The sequence below is a fragment of the Rhodocista pekingensis genome (assembly GCF_042665545.1).
Classification (GTDB): Bacteria; Pseudomonadota; Alphaproteobacteria; order Azospirillales; family Azospirillaceae; genus Rhodocista; species Rhodocista pekingensis.
The window spans coordinates 267,058-291,823 of the sequence record NZ_JBHTCM010000028.1; the positions used below are offsets into that span (position 1 = coordinate 267,058).

Consider the following 24,766-nt stretch of genomic DNA (forward strand, 5'->3'; position numbering starts at 1 on the left):
CCGATCAGAAGCGCACGGAGAGATCGACGCCGAGCATGCGCGGTTCGGACAGGGCCGAGAACACCGTGCCCAGCGTGTCCGCCGTCAGCCGGTTGAGGGAGGTGACGTAGCGGTTGTCGAAGACGTTGTTGGCGAAGGCCGCCACGGTGTAGGCGCCGCTGGCGCTGGTCCAGGCGACGCGCAGGTCCGTGCGGTGGTAGGGGCCGCCGACATTGAAGGGCAGAATGTCGCCGCAGGTGCCGACCGCCAGCGTCTCCGTGTTGCAGCGCGGCGCCCCGCGGTAGGCGTGCTGCACGGCGACCTGCACCGTGGCCCCGTCGCCCAGCGGCTGCGTCCAGGCCGCCCCGCCGGAGAGCGTCCAGTGCGGTTCCCCCGTCGGCTGGCCGGAGAGATCCAGCCCCTCCCGCGTCACCTTGCTGTCGATCTCCGCATCGATCCAGGAGACGGCCAGATTGATCTCCAGCGGGTCGATCGGACGCCACAGGGCGTCGAAATCGATGCCCACCGCCTTGTCGTCGCTGGTCTCCACGATGTACTGCGGCACGCTGGAACCGGAGGTCTCCTGCACCAGCCGGACCCGCTGCTTGTCGTCGTAGAAGTATTTGTAGCCGGCGACATTGACCTGAAGTCCGGCCTCCGGGAAGCTGGTCTTCACGCCGATCTCGTAGTTGCGGACCTTCTCGTTGTCGAAGCGGGACAGCGGCTCCACGCTGTTGAAGCCGCCGGCCTTGTAGCCCTGGGTGTAGGAGGCATAGGCCATGACGCTGTCCGTGAGGGCGTAGTCCAGCACGACGCGGGGGCTGAAGTCCGTCCAGCTGTCCGACAGTTCCACCTTGCGCCCTTCCAGGGCGCCGACATCGAACACCACGTCGAAGCGCAGCGCCTCCGGCGGCACGCCGGCAAGGTCCAGCACGCCGAGGTCGGCCAGCGTCCGGATCGTCTCGTCCAGTTCCGGCGCCAGACGCGGACCGTTGAACCAGGAGAAGGTCTTCTTGTCGTAGGTCAGGCGGCCGCCGAGCGTCAGGTTGAGGCGGTCGGTGACGTGCCAGATGGCATCGCCATAGACGGCGTAGGCCTTGAAGGTGCCCTCGTTCGCCATCGTCTCGTTCCAGCTGTTGCCGAGCAGCCGGAACGGGATGCCGAAGGGGATCAGGACGAAGTTCTCCAGGTCGGAGAAGGGCGTGCCGGCACCGATGTTGCCCAGCACGGCGTTGATGGAGTCGGTCGTGGCGCTGGTGCTGGCCTGCTGCTTGGCCTTCTCATGCCAGAAGCTGGCGCCGGCGACCCAGTCCACCGGCCCGGCCGTGCCCGACAGCTTGAATTCCTGGTAGAAGCTGGTGTTGTCCTCGATGTTGTTGGTGTCGAAGTAGAGGTCGCGCCGGTTGGTGCCGTCCTCGTCCTCGCGGTTCTCCGTCTCGAAGTGGCGGAAGGCCGTCAGCGAGGTCAGCTCGCCCCAGCTCAGCGGGTGGGTCAGAGTCAGGGTGATGCTGTCCAGCTCCCGCGTCTCATGGTTGTCGATGACGTCGTTCAGCACCGGCCCGTCGCGCGGGTCGATGAAGGAGGACGGATCGTAGGGCAGCGACGGACGACCCGGAAAAGCCGGGACGTCGATGACGCTGATCGCCGGCCGGGCGTCCTGGTCCAGCTCCTCATGCTCCCAGGTCAGGATCGCGTTGGTCCCGGACAGGGGGCCCCAGCGCAGGGCGGCGCGGGTGGCCCAGTTGTCCTCCCGCGACAGGCCCTCGCCGGTGGCATCGTCCTTCAACCAGCCGTCGCGCTGGTTGAACACGGCATTGACGCGCAGCGCCAGATCGTCGCCGGCCGGCAGGTTCATCATCGCCTCGGCCCGGCGCTTGTCGTAGCTGCCGAGGCGGAACAGGAAGCGGCCCTCCGCCTCGTCCGACGGCTTGCGGGTGATGATGGAAACCGCGCCGGCGGCGGAGTTGCGGCCGAACAGGGTGCCCTGCGGACCCTTCAGCACCTCGATCCGCTCGACATCGTTGAAGGCCAGCAGCGAGGCGCCGGAGCGGGCCGCGTAGAAGCCGTCCACATAGATGCCGACGGCCGGGTCCGTGCCGACGCCGAAATCATCGGTGACGACGCCGCGGATCGTGTATTTCGGCTGGGTCGGGCTGTCCGCCTTGACCTGGAGGCCCGGCACGAAGGCGGCAAGGTCGCCCATGTCCTGTGCGGCCACCCGTTCGATGCGGGCCGAATCCACGACCTGGAGGCTGATCGGCACATCCTGCGCCGACTGCTGCCGACGCTGCGCGGTGACGACGATCTCCTCCACCGCGGCGCGGCGCTGGGGCTCCGGCGCCGTCTGCGCCAGGACCGGTCCGGCGCCGGCCGCCTGGATCAGCGCGACCGGCGCCACCAGGCCGAACAGCCGGACCAGCCGCTGCGGTACCGCATGCCGGTCCGTGCCCCCGTCCGTGGCCCGGTCCGTGGGCCTGTCGGTGGATGCGCGCGCCGTTGAGACCCGCGCGCAGGTTTCCCGTCTCTTCTCCATGCTCCCCCCTTCCGGCCCGCAGTCCCCCGCGCCGGGAGGGCCGGCCGAAGGGGCAGCGGGCGCCTTGTTGCTGTTCTGATCGTTGGTATTCTGATCGTTGCTGTTCCCGGATGTGCCCGGGTATTCCCGCGTCCTCCGCCCGGCACGGCCGTGCCGGCGCCAGTCCGCGGCAGTCATCTACTCACGCTGTCCGGCCCCTGGGCTCCGCCGCCGGCAGGCGTCCTGCCCTCCTCCTTTCCGGAAATGCCTCAGTCGCAGCGGCCCGCCATGGCGGCGACCCAGTCGCGGATCAGGGCGACGCCCTGGTCGTGCGCCAGCGTCCGCCCCAGCTCCGGCATCATGGCGCCGGGCTTCACCGATGCCAGACGGTAGACGAGGATGGACTCGTGCGGCCGGCCCGGCACGATGTCGAAGCGGTGGCCGCCGGTGCCCTGCCCCGCCGCCACCGGCGGCTTGCAGAAGCCCAGTTCGCGCGCGTCCGTCACCTCCGCCCCGAGATGCAGGCCGGAGGTCTTCGCCGCCCCCGCCGGGTTGTGGCAATGACCGCAGTTGATGTCGAGATAGGCCCGCGCCCGTGCCTCCAGCGGCTGCGCCGTGTCGCGCCAGTCGGCGTTGCGCGGGGCGGCCGCCGGCTCCGGCGCGCCGGTCAGGTAGCCCGCCGCCGCCAGATGACGGAGCTGGTTCTCCCGGCCGCCGGGATAGTCGAAATCGACGTTCAGGTGGCGCGCCTTGGGGCCGATCGGCTGGAAGGCCCGGCTGGCCAGATTGTCCACATGGCAGCCGGCGCACTGGTTGGCGTTCGGCATCACATAGGCGAACCGCTCCCGGCTGCCATCCTCCCGCGCCAGCGTGAGCGGGATGACGGCCCCGGTCCGGTGCAGGCGCGCATCCTTCTGGTCGGCATCCCAGAGATAGGGCAGCGCCGCCCAGCCGCTTTCCCGCCGGACCAGGACCCGCGTCTCGATCAGCCGGACACGGGAGAGGTCCAGTCCAAACCCGCCCTGCCCGGCCCCGCCCTGGCCCGCGGTCCGGTCGCCGGGCGCGACGAGTCCATCCTCCGCCCCGGCACGGGGATAGTAGAAGGTCTTGGTGATGACGGTGCCGACCGGGAAGTCGAAGGTCGCCGCCGCGTCGTAGCGGGCGGAGGTGCCGGCCGGCATCCAGATCGTGCGCAGCTTGCCGGCATGATCGGTGAACAGTGGCGTCGCCAGATCGTAGGGCACGACGCCCCCGGCCAGGGTCAGTCGGCCGCCGGCGACGGGGAGCACGCCCCAGTCGCTGAGGCGTTCGGGGTTCTCCCCGGCATGGAAGACGACGGCGGACGGACCGGCCGGCGCCTCGGTCGCCGTGCCGTTGCCCCCGTCGCAGCCGGCCGCCGCGAGCAGGGCGGCGGCAAGCGCGATCGCACGGACCCGCGCGCGCATCACGCCCCCTTCTTCGTCAACTGGTCCAGCGGGGGTGCCAGTTCCACCGGCGCGCGCCTGGGCAGGGTGCAGTCATGCGCAGCCATGTCCACGCCCGGGTTCTTGTTGCCGTTGGGACCGTCCACGTTCAGCATCCGCGCCTCGCCGTTGGCGACGCAGATCGCCAGTTCCAGCGGCAGCCTGCCGTCCACCAGCTTCTTCGGATCGATCCAGCCGTCCCAGAGGATGTCCGGAAAGCGCCCGAACGGGCCGTAGAGCAGCGTCTTCAGGGTCTTCAGCTCGATCCCGTCGGGCGAGCCGCCGCCACCGGAGAAGCGGTTGTCGTAGATGAAGATGCGTTCGGGATAGGGATCGAAGGTCTCCGCCACGCCGTACTGGTTCATGTAGCCGGTGGAGAAGTAGCTGGAGATGATGATGTTCGCCGTGTCGTTGTCGGCGACCTCGTTGGCGAAGATCTCCACCTCGTCGTTGGAGTTCACGATGATGCCCGTGCCGGCGGGGACCGAGGCGACGGCGGCGCCCTTGGCCGCGAAGTTGCCGGTATTGTTGGCGAAGACCCGGTTGTTGAAGACCCGCGTGCCGTGCCCCGCCACCGGCAGGTTCGGCATGTTGAAGACCAGGATGCCGCCGGTATTGCGGGTCGCCACGTTCTCGTAGACGTCCGCGTTCACCGTGTTCTCGATCTCGATGCCGGCGACGTTCAGTTCCGCCCGGTTGCGCCGCACCACCACGTCGCGCGACTGGCCGACATAGATGCCGGCGTCCGACGCGCCGATGGCGACGCTGTCCTCCACCAGCACGTTCGTCGTCTGCACCGGATAGATGCCATAGGCGCCGTTCTCCGTGTCGGGGCCGTTCGTCCATTCGGTGCGGATGCGGCGGATGACGATGTTGCGCCCGTCATTGATCTTCAGCGCGTCGCCCTTGGTGTCCTCGATCGCCAGATCCTCGATGGTGAAGTCGCTGGCGTTGACCAGCAGCCCCTCCGCCCCGGCGATCTGGCCCTTGAAGCTGAGCACGCTCCTGTCCATGCCCTCACCGCGCAGGGTCACCCCGTCCACGGTCAGGCTGAGGGAGCGGTCGAAGGCGTGGCGACCCGCGGGAACCAGGATCACGTCGCCCGGCTTCGCATCCAGGAGCTTCTGCTGAAGCGCGTCCTGGAAGCCGGCGGCCCCGGCGTCCGGCCCTCCCGCGCCCGCCTGCCCCGCCGGCGCGGTCGCCTGGGCCTGTTTCTGATCGGACTGGTCGCAGGCCGCCAGTTGTGTCGCGGCCAGCATGGCGCACAGCGCCAGCGTCATCCTGCGCATCACCCTCCCCCGTTCTTCGCGCCGGGTCGATGCCCGGTCGGACCTTTTGTCGCAGCGTGACACGCCTCCGGGCGCCCCGCAACAGAGACTTGAATCATTCTCAGTTTCGTCCTCAGGACGGACAGGCCCGCTTGCAACGCCTGCGTGCCGGACCACCTAAGCGGGGGGATCGTCAGGGTGGGACGGGACATGGGGACGGAGCGGATCGGGACCTCCGGGAACCGGGCGGAGCAACCGGCCGCCGGGGAGCGGCCGGCCGGAAGGGAGGCGGCGGGCGCGGTCGATCTGGGCAGCCGCACCATCCCGCAGCAGCGCCGCGCCCTGATGCGGCGCGACGCCATCCTGGACGCCACGCTGGCGCTGCTGATGGAGCGCGAGGTGGGGGAGATCACGACCACCCTGATCGCCGCCCGCGCTGGCGTGCCCGTGGGGCTTGTCTACCGCTACTTTCCGAACAAGTTCGCCATCCTGTCCGAGCTGGCGCGGCGCGCCATGGACCGGGTGGACACCCGCCTGGAGGCGCTGATGGCCGGCGGCATGGAGCCGCAGGCGATCGCCCGCGCCGTGGACGAGGGCATCGAGACCATCATCGAGACCTACCGGCTGGAGCCGGGGCCGCGGCGGCTGTTCCGCGCGGTGCGCACGGTGCCGGAACTGGCGAGCGTGCTCGCCACCTCCAACGCCCGCATGGTGGCGGCCCTGCGCCGGACGCTCGCGGCACTGCGGCCCGACGCCTCCGCCCTGGAGGTGGAGGCGGTGGCCCGGACGACGGTGCAGGTCTATACCCACCTGGAGGCCCTGGCGATCGAGTGCGACAACCCCGATCTGTTCCCGCTGCTGCTGGCGGAATGGAAGCGGCTGGCGGCCGGTTACCTGAGCCGCTTCGCCACCGGGCAGACGGGGGAATGAGGGGCGTTGCGCCGATCGGTCGCTGCAAGCATGGCACGCCCGCCGAAAATCCTGATGTTTCAAACATTCCAGTTGGCTAGGTTGGCTTACGCCATCGGCGCCCCGTCCCCGGCAATATCAGGCAAGTCCTGACGCCGGGCCGGATCGGCGATCCGTCCTAGCCGGGGGAACCACCCGCGGCAGCGGACCTGTGTGCCGACAACAACGAGGAAGGGAATGCCCCGGGACCGCATCCGCCTGAAGTCGCTCTGGGACCGCATCACTGACGCCGAGGAGGCAGCCCTGCATGTCCGCGACGGCATGACCGTCGGGATGAGCGGGTTCACCAGGGCCGGTGACGCCAAGGCCGTCCCTGCCGCCGTCGCCGCCCGCGCCCTGCACGATCCGCTGAAGATCACGCTGATGACCGGCGCCTCGCTGGGCGGCAACGTGGACCGGGAGCTGACGGAGGCGAAGGCCCTGGCCCGCCGCCTGCCCTTCCAGGCGGACCCGACGCTGCGCAGCGCCATCAACCGCGGCGAGGTGATGTTCATCGACCAGCATCTGTCGGAGACGGTGGAGCTGCTGCGCTCCCGCCAGATGGGGCCGGTCGATGTCGCCATCGTCGAGGCGGCGGCGATCACCGAGGAGGGCGGCATCATCCCGACGACCAGCGTCGGCAACACCGCCACCTTCGCCATCCTGGCGGAGAAGGTGATCGTGGAGCTGAACCTGTCGCAGCCGGCGGCGCTGGAGGGGCTGCACGACATCTACATCCCGACCCGGCGGCCGCACCGCGATCCGATCCCCGTGCTGCAACCGGAAAGCCGGCCCGGGCTGCCCTACATCCCGGTCGATCCGGCGAAGATCGCCGCCATCGTCGTCACCGACCGCACCGACAGCGCCGCCAGCATCCTGCCCGGCGATGCGGACACGGCGGCCATCGCCGGCCACCTGACGGAGTTCCTCCAGTCGGAGGTGCGCAAGGGCCGGCTCGGCCCGTCGCTCTCCCCGCTCCAGGCCGGCATCGGCAGCATCGCCAACGCCGTCATGCAGGGGCTGGCGGACGGCCCGTTCTCCGGCCTCACCATGTACAGCGAGGTCTTGCAGGATTGCACCTTCGACCTGTTCGACGCCGGCTGCCTGCGCTTCGCCTCGGGCTCCTCCATCACGCTGGGAGCGGAACGGCAGCGCGACGTGCTGAACCGGATCGAGCACTACAAGCCGAAGCTGGTGCTGCGACCGCAGGAGGTCTCGAACCACCCCGAGGTGGTCCGGCGGCTGGGCGTCATCGCCGTCAACACGGCGCTGGAGTTCGACATCTACGGCAACGTCAACTCCACCCATGTCGGCGGCACGCACATGATGAACGGCGTCGGCGGGTCGGGCGATTTCGCCCGCAACGCCTACATGTCGATCTTCGTCACCAAGTCGCTGGCCAAGGGCGGCACCATCTCCAGCGTCGTGCCCATGGTCAGCCATGTCGATCACTGCGAGCACGACGTGGACATCCTGGTGACGGAGGTGGGGCTGGCCGACCTGCGCGGGCTGGCCCCGCGGGAGCGGGCGGCGACGATCATCCGCAACTGCGTCCACCCCAGCTACCGCGAACTGGCGACCGACTATTTCAAGGCGGCCTCGGCGCGGGGCGGCCACACCCCGCACCTGCTGGAGGAGGCGTTCTCCTGGCATCTGCGGCTGCGCGAGACGGGCAGCATGCTGCCCCGGGAGATGGTTCGGGCCTAGGCAGCCATGCGGCCACCGCGGGACCGGGGCCGCATCCGGGGGATGACCGGGCGGAACGGCGGACACATCTGTTCGCCAGGGGCAGACGGAGGCGGGCGGCGGGGCCGCCGCCTTCCTCCGTCCCGCCCGTCACCCATCACGAGGGTCCCATGGAACATCGCCAGCTTGGCCGCTCCGGCCTGAAGGTGCCCGTCCTCAGCCTCGGCACCGGCACCTTCGGCGGCGGCAACGCCTTCTTCGAGCGCTGGGGCAGGACCGACGTGGCGGAAGCCACGCGGCTCGTCGACATCTGCCTGGAAGCGGGCGTCAACTTCTTCGATACGGCGGACGTCTATTCCGGCGGCGCCTCGGAGGAGATCCTGGGCCAGGCCCTCAAGGGCCGGCGCGACAAGGTCCTGATCTCCAGCAAGGCGACCTTCGCCATGGGCGAAGGCCCGAACCAGGTCGGCTCCTCCCGCCACCACCTGATCCGTTCCTGCGAGGACAGTCTGCGCCGGCTGGGCACGGACCATATCGACCTCTACTTCATGCACGCCTTCGACGCCCTGACCCCGGTGGAGGAGACGCTGCGGGCGCTGGACGACCTGATCCGGGCCGGCAAGATCGGCTATATCGGCGCCTCCAACTTCTCCGGCTGGCAGTTGATGAAGTCGCTGGCCGTGTCGGAGAAGTACGGGCTCGGCCGCTACGTCGTGTACCAGGCTTATTATTCGCTGATCGGCCGCGACTACGAATGGGAGCTGATGCCGCTCGGCCTGGACCAGGGCGTCGGCCTGATGATCTGGAGCCCCTTGGGCTGGGGCCGGCTGACCGGCAAGATCCGCCGCGGCCAGCCGGCGACGGAGGGGCGCATCGCCACGGGCGGCGCCGTCGGCGGCCCCGAGGTGGAGGACGAATACCTCTACACCGTCGTCGATGCCCTGGAGGCGGTGGCGGAGGAGGTCGGCAAGACCATCCCGCAGGTCGCCCTGAACTGGCTGCTGACCCGGCCGACCGTGTGCAACGTCGTCATCGGCGCCCGCAACGAGGAACAGCTCCGCCAGAACCTGGGCGCGGTGGGCTGGAGCCTGACGCCGGCGCAGGTGGCGCGGCTGGAGGCGGCGAGCCAGCGCACGCCGGCCTACCCCTACTGGCATCAGCGCGGCTTCGACGAGCGCAACCCCAAGCCGACGCGCTGGTAGCGGCGTCCCGGCCCGTCAGGGGGCGGGCGCCGCCCGCCCCCGCCCGAGCTGGGCCATCAGGCTGGCGACCGCCGCCGGATAGGCGGGGCCGCCGCACATGGCGACGGCTTCGGGCAGTTCCAGCCGCCGCTCCGGCCCGTAGAGCCCGGCCAGGACCGGATGCTCCAGCATGTCGCTGCCCAGGTCGGGGCTCTCGACCGGGGCGGTGGTCAGCAGCAGATACTCCGGCGCCGTCGTCACGATCCGTTCCAGCGGCACGCGGACGACGAAGGCGCCGTCCAGGGACCGGGCCATGTTGACCAGCCCGGCCCGGGCCATGATCTCGTCCATCAGGGTTTCGCCGCCGCTGACGAAGCCGCGGCGCTGGTAGTGGACCGCGACCGGCCGCGTCTCCGCCGGCGGCGGCAGGGCGCCGAGCACGGCCCGCATCTCCGCCACCAGCGCCTCCCCCCGCTCCGGATGGCCGACCGCCGCGGCGATGGTGCGCGCCTGCGCCACGATCTCCTCGAAGGTGCGCGCCGTCCCCAGCTCCAGCACCTTGATCTGGAAGCCGGCCAGCAGCGCGCGCGTCTCCTGCCGGCGCAGGCGGCTGGCGATGATGAGGTCGGGCTTCAGGGCCAGCACCTCCTCCGCCGTGCCGCGGCTGACCGGCCAGGAGCGGGCGCGCTCCGCGATGCTGGAGAGGATCGGGTCGCGCGCATATTCCGACAGCGCCAGCACCTGGTCGCGGTCCGCCAGATCCACCAGGAACTGGTCGGCACAGAGATTCATGGAGACGATGCGCCGCGGCGGCGCCTCCTGGGCCACGGACGGCAGCGGCAGGACCGCCAGCAGCAGAAGAACGGCCGGCAGAAACGTGGTGGGCAGTCGGAACATGGCGGATCACCGTCGGGCCGCGGGCGGAAGGCCCCGGCCTCTCTCCCCCTAGACATCCGGGATTCCGACCGGCTTGTCCATCCCAGGCCGCCGCTCCCGGGACCATCGGCCCCGCCGGCCGCCCTGCCCGCCGACGAAGGGCTTGCGCCCGGGACGGGCGGCGGCTATCGAGCGACGCGCCCGGACGCGATCCGGTCCGTCCCGACCGTTGAAGCCAGGGGGCCCGCCCCATGACGCCTGCTCCCGACCTGCGCCGCGCCGGCGCCCCGCCCCGGCCTGCGGTCACCCCTGCCCCCGTGCGCCCGCCGGCGGGCCGGCCCGGCTTCGTGCCGCTGCTGGCCGCGGCGCTTCTGGTCGCGGCGCTCCTGTCGCTGCTGATCGGGCCGGCGGACATCGCCGCCGGCGACGCGCTGGCCGGCCTGGTCGGTCAGGGCGATCCGCTGGTCGTGGCGGTGATGCAGAAGCTGCGCCTGCCGCGCCTGCTGGTCGGGCTGGGCGCGGGCGCCATGCTGGGGCTGGCGGGGGCCTCGCTCCAGGGCTATCTGCGCAACCCGCTGGCCGAGCCGTCGGTCCTGGGCGTCTCCAACGCCGCCGCCCTGGGGGCCGTGGTCGCGCTCTACAACGGCTTCGCCGCCACCATGCCGCTGGCGCTGCCGCTGATGGCGATCGGGGCGGCCATGGCGGCTATCGCCGGCGTCATGCTGCTGGCGGCGCGGGCGGAGAGCGCGCTCTCCGTCGTGCTGGCGGGGCTGGCCGTGGGCACGCTCTGCGGCGCCCTGATCTCCCTGACGCTGAACCTTGCCCCCTCCCCCTTCGCCGCGGCGGAGATCAGTTTCTGGCTGCTGGGATCGCTGGAGGACCGCAGCATGACCCATGTGGTCCTGGCCCTGCCGCTGATCGGGGTGGGGGCGGTGCTGCTGCTCTGGGACGGGCGCGCCCTGGACGCCCTGACCCTGGGCGAGGAGGCGGCGCGGTCGCTGGGCTGCAACCTCGCCCGCGTGCGGGTCCGGCTGATGCTGGGCGTCGCCATCGGGGTCGGGGCGGCGGTGGCGGTCAGCGGTGCCATCGGCTTCGTCGGGCTGGTGATCCCGCACATGGTCCGGGCCGTGGTCGGGCAGCGCCCGTCGCGCCTGCTGCTGCCCTCGGCCCTGGCCGGAGCGCTGCTGCTGGTGCTGGCGGATCTGCTGGTGCGGGTGCTGCCGACGGCGAACGAAATCCGGCTGGGGGTGGTGACGGCGCTGCTGGGCGTGCCGATCTTCCTGAGCCAGCTTCTCAAGGCGCGGCGCTCCTGGTGAGCCCGCCGCGCGCCCCGTGCCCGCCCGCCGTCCCTTGTGGCTTGCATCGCATGACCCGGCTGCGGCGATGGGAGGTGCATCCCGGGGCGGTCCCGGCTACCCTCCCGTCCGCCGACGGAGACCTCTGATGGACGCCTGTTCCAAGCCGCCCCTTTCCCGCCCCGCCACGGATGCACGGCGATGACGATCCTGCATGTCGAGGGGGCCGGCGTCCGCCTGGGCGGCCGGCCGATCCTGGAAGCGATCGGGCTGTCGGCCGGCGCCGGCGAGGTGGTCGGGCTGATCGGGCCGAACGGCGCCGGAAAGTCCACGCTGGTCCGCGCCATCGCCGGCCTGCTGCCGCTGGAATCCGGGCAGGTGCGGATCGCCGGCCGGCCGCTCTCCGCCTATTCCCGGCGGGAGCTGGCGAACACCGTCGCCTATCTGCCGCAGGGCCACACCGTCCACTGGCCGCTGGACGCCTACCATGTCGTCGCGCTGGGCCGGCTGCCGCATCTCGGCCCCCTGGGCCGTCCGACGCCGGAGGACGAGGCCGCCATCGCCCGCGCGATGGAGACGGCGGACGCCGCCGCCTTCGCGCCCCGCACCATCACCTCGCTCTCCGGCGGGGAGCGGGCACGGGTGATGCTGGCCCGCGCGCTGGCGGTGGAGGCGCCGATCCTGCTGGCGGACGAGCCGGTGGCGGCGCTGGACCCCTACCACCAGCTCCAGGTCATGGAGCTGCTCCGCGGCATCGCCGCCACGGGCCGGCTGGTCGTCGCCGTGCTGCACGACCTGCCGCTGGCGGCGCGCTTCTGCGACCGGCTGGTGCTGCTCGGCGGCGGCCGGGTGGTGGCGGACGGGGAGCCGGAGGCGGTGCTGGCCCGCCCGAACCTGGAGGCGGCCTACCGCGTCCAGGGCCTCTACGGCAGCGAGGGCGAGGAACGCTACGTGCTGCCCTGGCGCCGGCTGGCGGCCGATCCCGTCTCCTGACCGGGCGGCCGGCGGGTCCCGGTCAGAGCGGACGGACCGGCGTCGGCCGCTGATCCGCATCCAGGGCGACCATGACGAAGACGCCCTCTGCCGCCTTGCGGCGCTCGCCGGTCTTCAGGTTCTCGCCCCAGAGATCGACCGTCACCTGCATGGAGCTGGTCCCGGTGCCGGTGACGGCGGCCTCGATCTCCATGATCTCCCCGACCTTGACCGGGCTGGTGAAGTCCAGCCTCTGCGAGGCGGCAAGCACGACGGTGCGGCGGCAGTGGCGGGTGGCGGCGACGAAGGCCGCCTTGCCCATCTGCGCCATGGCATGGCCGCCGAACAGGATGTGGTTGTGGCTGGCCTGGTCGGGGAAGACCAGTTCCACCATGCGGACACCGGCCGTCGCCGGTCCGGGCTCCGTCTCCTCCAACGGCGGCACCGCCGCGTCGCGGTCCACCGAGACCATGTTGAAGCGCCCGCGGGTGCAGAGCCGCCGCTCCCCCGTCAGCAGCGCCTCGGCCACGAGATCGACCTCCACGGTCAGGGAGCGCCGGCCGACGCGGGCGATGCGGCCCGTGACCTCCACGATCTCGCCCAGATGCGCCGGAGCGGCGAAGTCGATCCGCTCGCAGGATGCGGTGACGAAATCGACATGCGCGTGCCGGGTGGCGGCGATGAAGGCCACCTTGTCCATGTGCGCCAGCGCGGCGCCGCCGAACAGGGTGCCGTGGTGGTTGGTGTCGCCCGGGAAGATCAGGTCGATCAGGCTGGTCTCGCGGCGCACGGCGCATCTCCTGAGAGGCGGGCGAGCTGGTCGGGCCGGCAGCCCGTGGCCCGGAACGGTTGCAGGCGGTGCTGTCGGACGCCCAGCGCGTCGAGATCGGCACGCAGCCGCTCCAGCGCCGCCGCGTCCAGCAGGCGCGGATGCACGGTGGTGCGGACATCGCAGGCGATGCCGGCGTCCAGCAGCAGGCGCAGGCTCTCGCGCGCCCGCTCCCCGCTGCCGGGGGCGCCGGTGATCCGCTCATATTCGGCAAAGGGGGCCTTCACGTCGAAGCCCACCCAGTCCAGGAGCGGCAGCAGGTCCGCCAGCCGCTCGGGATAGGGGCCGCCCGTGTGCAGGCCGATGCGGAAGCCCATCCCCCGCACCGTCCGCATGGCGTCGGGCAGCGCGGCCTGGAGCGTCGCCTCCCCACCGGAGAAGACGACGCCGTCCAGCAGGCCGCGGCGCCCCTCCAGGAAGGCCAGCACCTGCCCCCACGGCAGTTCCCGCTGCCCGCGGGGGGGCAGCAGGTCCGGGTTGTGGCAGTAGGGGCAGGCCCAGGGGCAGCCCTGGCAGAAGACGGTGGCGACCAGGTCGCCCGGCCAGTCGCAGGTGGACAGCCGGGACAGGCCGCCGACGCGAAGGTCGGCCACCGGATGCCTCGTATCAGGCCCCGAGGTCCGCCTTCGCCTCGGCGAAGTAGCGGCGCTCGGCGAACTCACCCTTCTTGCCGAAATTGAAGGAGGAGACGGGACGGTGATAGCCCATCACGCGGGTCCAGATCTCGCAGGGCTGGCGCTCCTCGTCCTTCAGGACGATCTCGGCGGTCTCGGTCATGCAGCTCATGGGTCGGGTCCTCTTGTCCGGAGGTCAGGGAATCGGGCCGGTGTCCCGGCGGTACGGTGTCGCGGCGCTCACTCGGCCGCGGCGCACTTCTGCCGCTTGCGGGCGATCAGCTCGGCGTCGCACTTGGGGCAGAAGGCGTGCTCGCCCTCGATGTAGCCATGCTTGGGGCAGATCGAGAAGGTGGGCGTCACGGTGATGTAGGGCAGGCGGAAATTCTCCAGCGCCCGGCGCACCAGCTTGCGGCAGGCATCGGCCGAGGACACCCGCTCGCCCATGTAGAGGTGCAGGACGGTGCCGCCGGTGTACTTGCGCTGCAACTCCTCCTGCCGCTCCAGCGCCTCGAACGGGTCGTCCGTGAAGCCGACGGGAAGCTGGCTGGAGTTGGTGTAGTAGGGCTGGTCCGCCGTGCCGGCCTGGAGGATGCCGGGGAAGCGCTTCTGGTCCTCCTTGGCGAAGCGGTAGGTCGTACCCTCCGCCGGGGTGGCTTCCAGGTTGTACATGTGGCCCGTCTCTTCCTGGAACTGCACGATGCGCGCACGCACATGGTCCAGGAAGCGGACGGCGAAGGCATAGCCCCGCTCGGTCGTGATGTCCTCGGCATCGTCCGTGAAGTTGCGGATCATCTCGTTGATGCCGTTCACGCCCAGCGTCGAGAAGTGGTTCCGCAGCGTGCCCAGGTAGCGCTTGGTGTACGGGAACAGCCCGTTGTCCATGTGGTGCTGGATCACCTTGCGCTTGATCTCCAGGCTGGTGCGGCTGATGTCCAGCATCTCGTCCAGGGCGCGGAACAGGGCCGCCTCGTCGCCCTTGTGCAGATGGCCCAGGCGCGCGCAGTTGACCGTCACCACCCCCAGCGAACCGGTCTGCTCGGCGCTGCCGAACAGGCCGTTGCCGCGCTTCAGCAGCTCGCTGAGGTCGAGCTGGAGCCGGCAGCACATGGAGCGGACCATGTTCGGCTTCAGCTCGGAATTGACGAAGTTCTGGAAGTAGGGAAGCCCGTACTTGGCCGTCATCTCGAACAGCCGCTCGGCGTTCTCGCTCTCCCAGGGGAAGTCGGGCGTGATGTTGTAGGTGGGGATCGGGAAGGTGAAGACCCGCCCCTTGCTGTCGCCACGGGTCATCACCTCCATGTAGGCGCGGTTGATCAGGTCCATCTCGGCCTGAAGCTCGCCGTAGGTGAAGTCCATGTCCTCGCCGCCGATCACCGGCACCTGATCGCGCAGGTCCTCCGGGCAGGTCCAGTCGAAGGTCAGGTTCGTGAAGGGCGTCTGCGTGCCCCAGCGGGAGGGCACGTTAAGATTGTAGACAAGCTCCTGGATGCACTGGAGCACCTGCTCGTAGGGCAGGTTGTCCTTGCGGATGAAGGGGGCGAGATAGGTGTCGAAGGAGCTGAACGCCTGCGCACCGGCCCATTCGTTCTGCAAGGTGCCCAGGAAATTGACGATCTGCCCGACGGCGCTGGACAGGTGCTTGGGCGGCGCCGCCTCGACCTTGCCCGGCACCCCGTTCAGCCCTTCCGTCAGCAGGGTGCGCAGGGACCAGCCGGCGCAGTAGCCGGCCAGCATGTCCAGATCGTGGATGTGGATGTCGCCCTCGCGGTGGGCGCGGCCCACCTCCGCCGGATAGACGTGCGACAGCCAGTAGTTCGCCACCACCTTGCCGGAGATGTTCAGGATCAGGCCGCCCAGCGAATAGCCCTGGTTGGCGTTGGCGTTGACGCGCCAGTCGGCCCGGTTCAGGTACTCGTTGATCGAGGTTTCGACATCCACCACCGTCTTGCGGTCGCGCCGCAGGCGGGCGCGCTGCTCGCGGTAGACGATGTAGGCGCGGGCCGTGGCGAAATGGTTGGCGGAGATCAGGACCTGCTCGACCACGTCCTGGATCTGTTCGATATGCGGCGCCTCGGTATGGAAGCGATGGCCGATCACCTTGATCGCCTGGATCGCCAGGAGATGCGCCTCCGCCCCGTCGAACTCGCCGGTCGCCTTGCCGGCGCGCTCGATGGCGGAGCGGATCTTGTCGCCGTTGAAGGCGGACACTTCACCGCTACGCTTGATCACGGACTGCGGCAGCGTGGCAAGGGCATGAACGGGCATGCGGGTCTTTCCCCTTCCGGCACGCGGACAGGGGTCGGGAACCGCCCGGCGCGGCGCCGGCGGGTTCCCTTCGGATCACCCCGTCCGAAGATTGGTAGACTGGGCTACGGCAGGTCTCCTGGCTCGCGGGTCCGCGCCACCGTCCGGTCTTCCCGGTGCCGGTCGGCACCAGTGACATGAAAGGTCGGCAGCTCACCGCTGACAGTTGCGGGGGCAGCGCCGGAATCACACCGGCTTCCCTCTTAGCCCCCGGATAACGAGATCGGATAACTACATATTGTGTCATCCAGGGGACCGTAACGCTAAATACCGTAATTGCAGGTTCTGCTCAAGTCAAGCTCCGGCGGCGCAGGAGGGGCATGACGGATCGCCATGCGGTCCGCCCGCGGCGGCGCAGGCGGCCGTTGACAGGGGGATGGCCGTCTCCTAAAGCTCAGCCGTCACGGTTCTTCCGGCTCTCCGGGGTGCGGAAGCTAAGAGGGAATCCGGTGCGCCGTACGCGGCAAGGCCGGAGCTGCCCCCGCAACTGTCAGCGGTGAGCCTTTCCCGTTCGCGCCACTGGACCCGCAAGGGTTCCGGGAAGGCCGGGCCGAGGCGACGACCCGCGAGCCAGGAGACCTGCCGCGACGCACCATGGTCCACGGGCGGGGTGTCCCGGTGGAATGCCCGCGCTCCGGCCGCCCTCAGAGGGGATGCCGGGGTCCCGCGGTCTTCCCCATGCCCATGCCCTTCCTGTCTGAAGGGGCTTCCAGTCCATGTCCGATTCCGCGACGACGCCCGGCGACGGCCTCGCCCCGATCGTCTACACGCCGCGCAGCACGGACGCTCCGCGCCGCGCCCGCGCGCTGATGATCCAGGGCACCAGCTCCGACGTCGGCAAGAGCATGCTGGTGGCCGGGCTCTGCCGCGCCTTCACCCGCCGCGGTCTGGTGGTGCGCCCCTTCAAGGCGCAGAACATGAGCAACAACGCCGCCGTGGTGCCCGACGCGGACGCCCCGCCGGAGGCCGACGGCACCCCGGCGCGCGGCGAGATCGGCCGCGCCCAGGCGCTCCAGGCCCGCGCCTGCAAGGTGGCGCCGTCCATCCACATGAACCCGGTTCTGCTGAAGCCGCAGACGAACATCGGCTCCCAGGTGGTGCTGCGCGGCCGGGTGCTGGGCAACTGTCCGGCGCGCACCTATCACCGGATGCGCAAGGGCCTGATGCCGCCGATCATGGACAGCTTCGAGCGGCTGGCCGCCGAGGCGGACCTGGTGATCGTGGAAGGCGCCGGCAGCGGGGCGGAGATCTATCTGCGCGCCTCGGACATCACGAACATGCATCTGGCGGAGCGGCTGGGCCTGCCGGTCGTCGTACTGGGCGACCTGGACCGTGGCGGCACCATGGCCGCCCTGGTCGGCACCCACGCCCTGCTGGACGAGGCCGACCGGGTCCGCGTCGTCGGCTACATCGTCAACAAGTTCCGCGGCGACTTCTCCCTGTTCGAGCCGGCCTGCGGCACGATCACGGCCATGACCGGCTGGCCCTTCCTGGGCGTGGTCCGCTGGTTCGAGGAGGCCGACCGCCTGCCGGCGGAGGATTCGCTGGCACTGGAGCGGCCGGCCACCGGCACCGGCAGCGGCCTGAAGGTGGCGGTGCCGCGGCTGTCCCGCGTCGCCAACTTCGACGACCTGGACCCGCTGGCGGCCGAGCCGGGCGTGGACCTGCGCTGGGTGCAGCCGGGCCATCCGATCCCGGCCGACACGGACGTGGTGGTGCTGCCCGGCTCCAAGACCACCCGCGCCGACCTTGACGTGCTGCGCCAACAGGGCTGGGACGTGGACATCCTGGCCCATGTCCGCCATGGCGGCCGGGTCGTCGGCCTCTGCGCCGGATTCCAGATGCTCGGCCGGGTGGTGCGCGACCCCGCCGGGATCGAGGGGCCGGCCGGGGAGACGCCGGGCCTGGGCCTGCTGGACATCGAGACGGAGATCGGCGGCGACAAGCGGCTGGTCGAGATCGACAGGCTGGACCGGAACAGCGGCCGCCGCGTCACCGGCTATGAGATGCACATGGGCCGCTCGACCGGGCCGGGCCTGGAGCGGCCCTGGCTGATGCTGGACGCGGGCGACGGCTCGGCCCCGAAGGCCGAAGGGGCGGTCTCCGCCGACGGGCGGGTGATGGGCAGCTATGTCCACGGCCTGTTCGGGTCGGACGGGTTCCGCTCCGCTTGGCTGGAGCGGGTGGGGGCGCAGGCCTCGGCGCTCGACTTCGAGGCGCGGACCGAAGCGGCCCTGGAGGCTTTGGCCGACCATGTGGAGGCCAATCTGGACCTCGACGCCCTGCTGGCCCTGGCGCGGTGACGGGAACCCCGGTGACGCACGGTCTTCCCCCCCGCAGCGCGGCCTTCCGCCCCTGCCCGTCCGGCCCCGGTAGCGGAGGCGGACAGACGGCGCCCGCGGTCCGGGGGGGCGCCACGCCATGACCATCCTGCTTGCGCTGCTGATCGACCGCTTCCTGGGGGAGCCGCCGGGGCGGCTGCATCCGGTGATCTGGATGGGCCAGTACCTGGAGCAGGCCGGCCGCCGCCTCCCCGACCTGCCGGCGTGGCTGGCGCTGCCGGCCGGCGCCGCCGCCTGGGCCGTCGGCGCGGTGGCCACGGTGGCGGTGGCGGGGGCGGCGACATGGCTCGTCTCCGACCTGCCGCCCTGGCTGGAACTGGTGCTGCTGGCGTTCCTGCTGAAGCCGATGTTCGCCCTGACCCTGCTCCTGTCGGAGGTCGCCGCCACCGAGACGGCCCTGCGCGAGGGGCTGGCGGCCGGCCGTGCCCGGCTGGGCTCCCTGGTCAGCCGCGACACCACGGAGCTTGAGCCGGAGCAGGTGCGCGAAGCCGCCATCGAATCCCTGGCGGAGAACCTGTCGGACTCCCTGGTGGCGCCGCTGTTCTGGTTCCTGGTCGCGGGGCTGCCCGGGGCCGCGCTCTACCGTTTCGCCAACACGGCGGATGCCATGTGGGGCTATCGCGGGCGCTGGGAATGGGCCGGCAAGGTGGCCGCCCGCGCCGACGACCTGCTGAACCTGATCCCGGCACGGCTGACGGCCCTGGCGCTGCTGGGCGCCGATGCGCTGCGCCGCGACCGGCGGGCGGCCCTGGCAACGGAGGCGCGGCGCACCGCCTCGCCGAACAGCGGCTGGCCGATGGCGGCCATGGCGATGGCCCTGGGGCTGCGCCTGGGCAAGCCGGGTCACTATGTTCTGAACGAGGGAGGGGCGGTGCCCGGCCCGGACGACCTGCCCCGCGCCCTGGAGCGCGCCCGGCGGGCGGGTCTGGGCCTCGCCCTGCTGGCCGCCGTGGCGGAGGTGATCATCCATCATGTCTGACGTGCAGGCCAGAGCGGAGGCGATGCCATGGGTGCCGTGACCTTCCTGACCGGCCCGGTGCGCAGCGGCAAGAGCGCCCGCGCCGTGGAGATCGCCCGCGGCTGGGGCGGGAACGTCGTGTTCGCCGCCACCTACCGCGTCGATCCCGCCGACGCCGAGATGCTCGCGCGCGTGCGCCGGCACCAGGAGGAACGGCCGGAGGGCTGGCGCACGCTGGAGGCGCCGGACGATCTGACGGCCGCGCTCGCGGCGCTGGACCCGCCGCCGTCCGGGCTGGTGCTGGACAGCATCGTGATCTGGGCCGCCATGCGCTTCGACCGTGACGACAGCACGATCCTGGCCGAGTGGAGCGCGGTCCTGGGGCATCTGCGCGCCGCCCCGTGGCCGACGGTCATCGTCGGTGACGAGATCGGCTGGAGCCCGGTGCCGATGGAAGCCGAGTTGCGCCGCTTCCGCGATCTGGTGGGCTGGCTGGGCCAGCGCACCGCCGCGGCCGCCGACGAGGCCTGGCTGATGGTGGCCGGATGCCCGGTGCGCCTTAAATGAGGGGGCGGACCGCCGCACCGTCCCCGCCGCTGCCCCCGCCGGGTGCTGCGGCCCGCCGTCCCGCGGCGACACCCGACAGAGACCGGAAAGGGAGAGAACGATGAGCAAGACAAAAGTGGTGACGCGCACCGGCGACGGCGGCGAAACTTCCCTGGGCCGCGGCGTGCGCGTGCCGAAATGCTCCGACCGCGTGGAGGCCTACGGCTCCGTGGACGAGGTCGGCGCCATGATCGGCGTGCTGCGCTCCATGCTGGAGGACAATGCCGCGGTGGATGCGCGGCTGCGCGCCATCCAGATCGACCTCTACAACATCTGCGCCGACCTGCACATGCCCGGTGAGTCCGGGGCCGCCCTGCGCATCGACGGCAGCGGTCTGGAGCGGATCGAGGCCGAACTGGAGGCGATGAACGAGGGGCTGCCGCGGCTGGCGAACTTCGTGCTGGCCGGCGGCACCCGCGCCGCCGCCTTCGCCCATCTGACCCGCACCGTGACCCGCCGGGCCGAGCGCCGGGTGGTGGCGCTGGCCCGGGCCGAGGAGGTCAATCCCGAGGTGCTGCGCTACATGAACCGGCTGTCCGACTACCTGTTCATCCTGGCGCGGACGCTGAACGAGAACGGCGCCAAGGACGATCTCTGGGCGCCGCGCGGGGTCCGCTGACCCCGCCACCCTTGCGTCCGAGCGCCCCGACGCTGCCCGCCGGCCTCAGCCGCCGGCGAGCAGCCGGAGCGCCGCCGTCAGCTTCCGGATGTCCTCCTCCCGGGTGAAGAGGGCCGGTGTCACCCGCACGCAGGCCCCCTTCGCCACGCCCGTGCGGTGGACGGTGAAGATGCCGGACCGCTCCAGCAACTGCCGGGCGACGGCCGCGTTCTCCTCGGCCGACAGCTTGCCGGCGAGGCGGAACGAGGTGATGCCGGCCGCGAGACGCGGGTCCTTCGGCGTCAGGATCTCGATGCCGCGACTGCCGCGCAGCGTCTCCGCCCAGAGGTCGCGCAGGTGGCGCAGCCGCGCCGCGATGGCGGGCGTGCCGATCCGCTGGTGGAAGTCGATCGCCGCCGGCACGGCCAGCAGCGTGGCGAAGTCCGTCGTGCCGGTGTGGATGCGGGCGCGGATGCCCTGCGCGCCCTCCGGCTCGCCCATGTGGGGCTCGATGGCGTCCAGCCGGTCGCGCCGGATGTACATGACCCCGACCCCGAGCGGGGCGCCGATCCATTTGTGCAGATTGTAGCCGACGAAGTCGGCGCCGAGCCCGGCCGCGTCGAACGGCACCTGGCCCAGCGAGTGGGCGGCGTCCACGATCACGTCCACACCGCGCGCCCGTGCCATGGAGACGATTTCCGCCACCGGCAGCACCAGCCCGGTGCGGTGGCTGAGATGGGTCAGCAGCATCAGCCGGACCCGCGGGTTGGCCGCCAGCGCCCGTTCGTAGGTGTCGATCAGCCCCTGGTGGGTGGCCGGTTCCGGCAGGTCGATGCGGACGACCTCCACCCCGCGGCGGCGGCGCAGGGACTCCAGGCCCGCCTGCATGCTGTCATAGTCGAGGTCGGCGTAGAGGACCGCATCGCCCGGCCCGAGCCGGTGGTAGCCGGCGATCAGGGTGAGCAGCGCCTCCGTGGCGCCGCGGGTCAGGGCGATCTCGTCCTCCCCCGCCCCCAGCAGGGCGGCGACGCGGCGCACCACCTCCCGCGCGTCGCGGCCGAACTCCCGCCGCGTGTAGTAGGAAGTCTCCCGGTTCACCCGGTCCTGGTGCCGGCGGTAGTCCTCCAGCACCGGCCGGGCCATCATGCCCCAGTTGCCGTTCTCCAGATGCACCACCGCGCGGGTGGCATCGTACTGGCCGGCCACCGCCTCCCAGAAGCCGGTGTCGCGCGCCAGCGTCGACGGCGCCAGGGCCGGCACCGGCGGCAGATCGGGCACCGCCGCCCCGGCCGCGCTCCAGCCGGCCGGAACCGCCACGCCGGCCGCCAGCCCGGCCCCGCCCGCCCGCAGCAGGTCCCGCCGCGTCACGCCCATGTCCGTTCTCCTTTCACAGTCCCGCACCCGGCCGCGAACGGAAACGGGGCGGCCGGAGCCGCCCCGTCCCGTCCGGCATCCGGCCGGTCAGTAGCGCACGTCCAGGCGGACATAGTACTGGCCGCCGTCGGTGTCGTAGGGCGCGTTGCGCGAGTAGATCAGGCCGCGGTTGGACTGGTAGGTCGCCTCTCCGGGGTAGTTGTCGAAGACGTTCTCGGCCCCCACCCGCAGGGAGAAGGCGTCCGTGATGTCCCAGGTCACGGCCATGTCCACGAAGCTCTCCGCCCCGAAGGTCTGGAAGATGTCGCCCGTGGCGTTGCCCGAACTGTCGGTCCATTCACCGTAGTAGCGCAGCCGCGCCATCAGGTTGACCGGGCCGAGGCGGTAGTCGGCGCTGAGGGTGGCGTTGTGCTCCGGCAGCCCCTCCTCGAACAGCAGGGCCTGGGTCGGGTTGGCGGCGAGCGACCCGCCGGTGACTTCGGTCTTGTTATAGTTGTAGGCCGCCGACAGGGTCAGGTGGCCGGGGCCGGCATCCGTCGCGTAGCTGCCGACGATGTCGATGCCGCGGGTGCGGGTGTCGAAGTCGTTGGTGAAGAAGCTGACGCTGGTGAAGGTGTTGGCCCCGGGCACGCCCTGCGCGATGAGCTGGCGCCGGATGGCATCGGTCACGGTGAAGCTGGAGGACTGGCTGAAACGGTCCGTGACCTTGATCTGGTAGACGTCCACCGTTGCCGAGAAGCCGACATCGGTCTGGAAGGCGAGGCCGGCGCTGAGATTGACCGACTCCTCCGGCTTCAGCGGCTTGGCACCGAAATACTGCGCCACCGGGTTGGACGGCTCCAGCCGGCCGGAGGTGAAGGTGTTCAGCGTGACCGTGTCCAGCCCCTGCGAGGTGCGGGTGCTGTAGGCCTGGCCCGGCGTCGGCGCGCGGAAGCCGGTGGAGGCAGAGCCGCGCAGCGCGAGGTTCGGCAGCACCTCGACACGGGTGGAGATCTTGCCGTCGGTGGTGGAGCCGAACTCCGAGAAGTCCTCGTAGCGGCCGGCGAGGCCGATCGTCCAGATGTCCGTCACCGGCACCTCGACGTCCACATAGCCTGCGTAGCTCTCCTGATCGAAGCTGCCGGCCTGGGCGTCGCCGTAGCCAGGGAAGCCGTTGGAGCCGGTGGCAAGGCCGGCCGACGCACCGGGGCCGACCACCCACGACGCCTCGTCGCCGGCGATGATCTTGTAGGTCTCCTCGCGCCGCTCGCCGCCGAAGGCGACGTTGACCGGGGCCGCCAGCAGGCCGGTGTGCAGGCTGTAGACGAAGTCCAGGTTGAGGTTGAACTCCTCCTGGATCAGCGAACCGTCGTCGAAGCGGGTCGGGCTGTCGGGCCCGAGCGAGGCGTTGATGGTCTCGCGCATCTTGTAGTCGATGCGGTTGCGGCCGTAGGAGCTGCTGAGATCCCAGGTCAGGTCGTCGGTCACGTCGCCGCGCACGCCGCCGACGATGGAATAGTCCTGGTCGTCCTGGCCGAAACGGGGCGTGAACCCCGTGGGATAGAGCGAGCGGGCGTCCCAGCCGGGGAAGATCGGCGTGGTCTTGTAGACGTTGCTGGTGCTGTCCGGGTTGCGCCAGTTGAAGTCGGTCCAGCCGTCGCCCTCGCCATAGGTGCCGAACAGGTAGGCCTCGGCGCTCCCGCCGAGCGGCAGCCTGCCGTTCAGGGCGAGGCGGATGGTCTCCTGATCCGGCTGGCCCCAGCGCTGCACCGGGTCCGGCACGCTGAGATTCGGATGCGCGGCCTGGAAGGCGATGGCATCCGGGCGCTGCCGGGTGCGGGAGGTGGCATTGGCGTCGGACCATTCCGCCGTGGCGGTCAGGAAGCCGCCCTCGCCGATCTCCCAGCCGCCCTGGGCGCCGAACTGGTAGTTCTCCCCGTCGCCCTCATAGTACTGCGAGGCCTGGGTGAAGAAGCGGTAGCCGGGCTGGTCGTCGAGGATGATGTTGATGACGCCGGCGATGGCGTCGGAGCCGTACTGGGCCGCCGCACCGTCGCGCAGCACCTCGATCCGCTTGATGGCGAAGGACGGGATCTGCGCCAGGTCCGGCCCCTGCGACCCGCGCGAGCCGAGCAGCGCCGAGCGGTGCCGGCGCTTGCCGTTGACCAGCACCAGCGTCTGGTCGGGCGAGAGACCGCGCAGCCGGGCCGGGCGGACGAAGGCCAGACCGTCATTGGCGGGCAGGCGCTGCACGTTGAAGGACGGGATCGTCTGCGCCAGCGAGTCGACCAGTTCGCTCGAAATCGTGCTGTCGATGGTGTCGCCCGAGATGACATCGACGGGCGACAGCGTCTCGTAGAGCGTGCGCTGGGTCTGGCGGGTGCCGGTGACGATGATCTCCTCAAGGGACTCCTGGCCGGCGGGGGCAGCGCCCTGCTGCGCCCAGGCGGGCAGGGCGGCGGCGGTGGTCAGCGCAAGCGCCACCAGGGCGGTGCTGGTACGGAATCGCATGTCGGTCTCGCTCGATCGGCTGCTGGCGGGGCTGCCGCCTGGAAAGGGGGCGTGCCGACCGGCGCGCCCGCGCCGCTGCGATCTACGGACATCACATGTCGGTTTCGGGTCACATTGATTGCATATGGATGATTCTTTCTTTCACTTCAGGCCATGGACAGGATTGCGCCAGAAAACCGCAAGGACACGAAGGGAAACCATAAGTCACGCCCTACGATCCTGGACAGCCGCCGGACGAACCTGCCGCACCGTGCCGACGCCCCGGTTGTCAGGCCCCTGCCCTGCGGCCCCACGCCGTGCCCCGGAACAGCGCTGCGGACCGCCTACCTCCTATGCATACATGGACAACCCCATATTGCGTAGGTCAGCCTTACAGAAATCCACCCTCTTAAGGAGGGAGTTGCGGCCTAATTGATCAGCGCTGAGAAGACGCCCTGTCAGCGCTCCCCCCGTGTCACATGGAAGGCA

Annotated in this window: 19 protein-coding genes and 2 riboswitches; of the genes, 9 read left to right on the top strand and 10 right to left on the bottom strand. The window is 70.9% G+C overall.

What is annotated here, in order from left to right:
• Window positions 1–4 precede the first annotated feature (4 nt).
• The 3 genes from ACFQPS_RS19655 to ACFQPS_RS19665 all read right to left on the bottom strand — a co-directional run bounded on the left by ACFQPS_RS19655 (window position 5) and on the right by ACFQPS_RS19665 (window position 5,243).
• The gene (locus tag ACFQPS_RS19655) at window positions 5–2,512 is read right to left on the bottom strand and encodes a TonB-dependent receptor (RefSeq protein ID WP_377360989.1); all 2,508 of its coding nucleotides are present in this window, start codon (window positions 2,510–2,512) and stop codon (window positions 5–7) included.
• Between the two features lie 248 nt (window positions 2,513–2,760).
• Window positions 2,761–3,936: an SO2930 family diheme c-type cytochrome gene (locus ACFQPS_RS19660; RefSeq protein WP_377360991.1), complete on the bottom strand. Its 1,176-nt coding sequence runs from the start codon at window positions 3,934–3,936 to the stop codon at window positions 2,761–2,763.
• Window positions 3,936–5,243: a parallel beta-helix domain-containing protein gene (locus ACFQPS_RS19665; protein ID WP_377360993.1), complete on the bottom strand. Its 1,308-nt coding sequence runs from the start codon at window positions 5,241–5,243 to the stop codon at window positions 3,936–3,938. The genes ACFQPS_RS19660 and ACFQPS_RS19665 overlap by 1 nt, the downstream gene beginning before the upstream one ends.
• A gap of 189 nt (window positions 5,244–5,432) precedes the next feature.
• On the opposite strand from ACFQPS_RS19665, the gene ACFQPS_RS19670 reads away from it, so the two are divergent.
• The 3 genes from ACFQPS_RS19670 to ACFQPS_RS19680 all read left to right on the top strand — a co-directional run bounded on the left by ACFQPS_RS19670 (window position 5,433) and on the right by ACFQPS_RS19680 (window position 9,058).
• A complete protein-coding gene (locus ACFQPS_RS19670; RefSeq protein WP_377360994.1) occupies window positions 5,433–6,152 on the top strand; it encodes a TetR/AcrR family transcriptional regulator in 720 nt (239 codons plus the stop codon).
• Window positions 6,153–6,368: 216 nt separating this feature from the next.
• Window positions 6,369–7,877, top strand: coding sequence for a succinate CoA transferase (locus tag ACFQPS_RS19675; protein WP_377360996.1), 1,509 nt, complete (start codon window positions 6,369–6,371; stop codon window positions 7,875–7,877).
• Window positions 7,878–8,026: 149 nt separating this feature from the next.
• Window positions 8,027–9,058 carry an aldo/keto reductase gene (locus tag ACFQPS_RS19680; protein WP_377360998.1) on the top strand — a complete coding sequence of 344 codons (1,032 nt, stop codon included), beginning with the start codon at window positions 8,027–8,029 and terminating at the stop codon, window positions 9,056–9,058.
• A gap of 15 nt (window positions 9,059–9,073) precedes the next feature.
• Here ACFQPS_RS19680 and ACFQPS_RS19685 read toward each other — a convergent pair whose 3' ends face one another.
• Window positions 9,074–9,934, bottom strand: a complete 861-nt coding sequence (locus tag ACFQPS_RS19685; protein WP_377360999.1) for an ABC transporter substrate-binding protein — start codon at window positions 9,932–9,934, stop codon at window positions 9,074–9,076.
• Window positions 9,935–10,164: 230 nt separating this feature from the next.
• Between ACFQPS_RS19685 and ACFQPS_RS19690 the strand changes: the two genes are divergently transcribed.
• Both ACFQPS_RS19690 and ACFQPS_RS19695 read left to right on the top strand, forming a co-directional pair.
• Window positions 10,165–11,229 (top strand): FecCD family ABC transporter permease, encoded by a 1,065-nt coding sequence (locus tag ACFQPS_RS19690; protein WP_377361001.1) that lies wholly within the window; start codon window positions 10,165–10,167, stop codon window positions 11,227–11,229.
• Between the two features lie 180 nt (window positions 11,230–11,409).
• Entirely contained in the window at window positions 11,410–12,201 is a 792-nt protein-coding gene (locus tag ACFQPS_RS19695; protein ID WP_377361002.1) for an ABC transporter ATP-binding protein, read from the top strand.
• 22 nt (window positions 12,202–12,223) lie between these two features.
• Here ACFQPS_RS19695 and ACFQPS_RS19700 read toward each other — a convergent pair whose 3' ends face one another.
• The 4 genes from ACFQPS_RS19700 to ACFQPS_RS19715 all read right to left on the bottom strand — a co-directional run bounded on the left by ACFQPS_RS19700 (window position 12,224) and on the right by ACFQPS_RS19715 (window position 15,891).
• Window positions 12,224–12,970 (bottom strand): acyl-CoA thioesterase, encoded by a 747-nt coding sequence (locus ACFQPS_RS19700; protein ID WP_377361004.1) that lies wholly within the window; start codon window positions 12,968–12,970, stop codon window positions 12,224–12,226.
• Complete coding sequence (locus ACFQPS_RS19705) at window positions 12,949–13,602, bottom strand: anaerobic ribonucleoside-triphosphate reductase activating protein (RefSeq protein ID WP_377361006.1); 654 nt, start codon at window positions 13,600–13,602, stop codon at window positions 12,949–12,951. The genes ACFQPS_RS19700 and ACFQPS_RS19705 overlap by 22 nt, the downstream gene beginning before the upstream one ends.
• 13 nt (window positions 13,603–13,615) lie before the next feature.
• Window positions 13,616–13,795, bottom strand: a complete 180-nt coding sequence (gene nrdD, locus ACFQPS_RS19710) for an anaerobic ribonucleoside-triphosphate reductase (RefSeq protein ID WP_041785068.1) — start codon at window positions 13,793–13,795, stop codon at window positions 13,616–13,618.
• Between the two features lie 68 nt (window positions 13,796–13,863).
• On the bottom strand, window positions 13,864–15,891 hold the full coding sequence (locus tag ACFQPS_RS19715; protein WP_377361007.1) for a ribonucleoside triphosphate reductase: 2,028 nt from the start codon (window positions 15,889–15,891) through the stop codon (window positions 13,864–13,866).
• Between the two features lie 91 nt (window positions 15,892–15,982).
• Window positions 15,983–16,202: riboswitch (cobalamin riboswitch) on the bottom strand.
• Between the two features lie 115 nt (window positions 16,203–16,317).
• A riboswitch (cobalamin riboswitch) is annotated at window positions 16,318–16,531 on the top strand.
• Between the two features lie 115 nt (window positions 16,532–16,646).
• On the opposite strand from ACFQPS_RS19715, the gene ACFQPS_RS19720 reads away from it, so the two are divergent.
• The 4 genes from ACFQPS_RS19720 to ACFQPS_RS19735 all read left to right on the top strand — a co-directional run bounded on the left by ACFQPS_RS19720 (window position 16,647) and on the right by ACFQPS_RS19735 (window position 20,455).
• Window positions 16,647–18,233, top strand: coding sequence for a cobyric acid synthase (locus tag ACFQPS_RS19720; protein ID WP_377361009.1), 1,587 nt, complete (start codon window positions 16,647–16,649; stop codon window positions 18,231–18,233).
• A gap of 118 nt (window positions 18,234–18,351) precedes the next feature.
• Window positions 18,352–19,251, top strand: a complete 900-nt coding sequence (gene cbiB / locus ACFQPS_RS19725; protein ID WP_377361011.1) for an adenosylcobinamide-phosphate synthase CbiB — start codon at window positions 18,352–18,354, stop codon at window positions 19,249–19,251.
• Between the two features lie 27 nt (window positions 19,252–19,278).
• Complete coding sequence (locus ACFQPS_RS19730; protein WP_377361013.1) at window positions 19,279–19,797, top strand: bifunctional adenosylcobinamide kinase/adenosylcobinamide-phosphate guanylyltransferase; 519 nt, start codon at window positions 19,279–19,281, stop codon at window positions 19,795–19,797.
• A 100-nt stretch (window positions 19,798–19,897) separates the two neighbouring features.
• A complete protein-coding gene (locus ACFQPS_RS19735; RefSeq protein WP_377361014.1) occupies window positions 19,898–20,455 on the top strand; it encodes a cob(I)yrinic acid a,c-diamide adenosyltransferase in 558 nt (185 codons plus the stop codon).
• A gap of 45 nt (window positions 20,456–20,500) precedes the next feature.
• On the opposite strand, the gene ACFQPS_RS19740 is transcribed toward ACFQPS_RS19735, so the two are convergent.
• Both ACFQPS_RS19740 and ACFQPS_RS19745 read right to left on the bottom strand, forming a co-directional pair.
• Window positions 20,501–21,808, bottom strand: a complete 1,308-nt coding sequence (locus ACFQPS_RS19740) for an aminotransferase class V-fold PLP-dependent enzyme (protein ID WP_377361016.1) — start codon at window positions 21,806–21,808, stop codon at window positions 20,501–20,503.
• An 87-nt stretch (window positions 21,809–21,895) separates the two neighbouring features.
• The gene (locus tag ACFQPS_RS19745; RefSeq protein WP_377361018.1) at window positions 21,896–24,298 is read right to left on the bottom strand and encodes a TonB-dependent receptor plug domain-containing protein; all 2,403 of its coding nucleotides are present in this window, start codon (window positions 24,296–24,298) and stop codon (window positions 21,896–21,898) included.
• Between the last annotated feature and the right edge of the window lie 468 nt (window positions 24,299–24,766).

Bases quoted from the DNA above. Each gene is read 5' to 3' on its own strand.
- ACFQPS_RS19655 (WP_377360989.1), bottom strand. From the start codon at position 2,512: ATGGAGAAGAGACGGGAAACCTGCGCGCGGGTCTCAACGGCGCGCGCA.
- ACFQPS_RS19660 (WP_377360991.1), bottom strand. From the start codon at position 3,936: ATGCGCGCGCGGGTCCGTGCGATCGCGCTTGCCGCCGCCCTGCTCGCG.
- ACFQPS_RS19665 (WP_377360993.1), bottom strand. From the start codon at position 5,243: ATGCGCAGGATGACGCTGGCGCTGTGCGCCATGCTGGCCGCGACACAA.
- ACFQPS_RS19670 (WP_377360994.1), top strand. From the start codon at position 5,433: ATGGGGACGGAGCGGATCGGGACCTCCGGGAACCGGGCGGAGCAACCG.
- ACFQPS_RS19675 (WP_377360996.1), top strand. From the start codon at position 6,369: ATGCCCCGGGACCGCATCCGCCTGAAGTCGCTCTGGGACCGCATCACT.
- ACFQPS_RS19680 (WP_377360998.1), top strand. From the start codon at position 8,027: ATGGAACATCGCCAGCTTGGCCGCTCCGGCCTGAAGGTGCCCGTCCTC.
- ACFQPS_RS19685 (WP_377360999.1), bottom strand. From the start codon at position 9,934: ATGTTCCGACTGCCCACCACGTTTCTGCCGGCCGTTCTTCTGCTGCTG.
- ACFQPS_RS19690 (WP_377361001.1), top strand. From the start codon at position 10,165: ATGACGCCTGCTCCCGACCTGCGCCGCGCCGGCGCCCCGCCCCGGCCT.
- ACFQPS_RS19695 (WP_377361002.1), top strand. From the start codon at position 11,410: ATGACGATCCTGCATGTCGAGGGGGCCGGCGTCCGCCTGGGCGGCCGG.
- nrdD (WP_041785068.1), bottom strand. From the start codon at position 13,795: ATGAGCTGCATGACCGAGACCGCCGAGATCGTCCTGAAGGACGAGGAG.
- ACFQPS_RS19715 (WP_377361007.1), bottom strand. From the start codon at position 15,891: ATGCCCGTTCATGCCCTTGCCACGCTGCCGCAGTCCGTGATCAAGCGT.
- ACFQPS_RS19720 (WP_377361009.1), top strand. From the start codon at position 16,647: ATGTCCGATTCCGCGACGACGCCCGGCGACGGCCTCGCCCCGATCGTC.
- cbiB (WP_377361011.1), top strand. From the start codon at position 18,352: ATGACCATCCTGCTTGCGCTGCTGATCGACCGCTTCCTGGGGGAGCCG.
- ACFQPS_RS19730 (WP_377361013.1), top strand. From the start codon at position 19,279: ATGGGTGCCGTGACCTTCCTGACCGGCCCGGTGCGCAGCGGCAAGAGC.
- ACFQPS_RS19735 (WP_377361014.1), top strand. From the start codon at position 19,898: ATGAGCAAGACAAAAGTGGTGACGCGCACCGGCGACGGCGGCGAAACT.
- ACFQPS_RS19740 (WP_377361016.1), bottom strand. From the start codon at position 21,808: ATGGGCGTGACGCGGCGGGACCTGCTGCGGGCGGGCGGGGCCGGGCTG.
- ACFQPS_RS19745 (WP_377361018.1), bottom strand. From the start codon at position 24,298: ATGCGATTCCGTACCAGCACCGCCCTGGTGGCGCTTGCGCTGACCACC.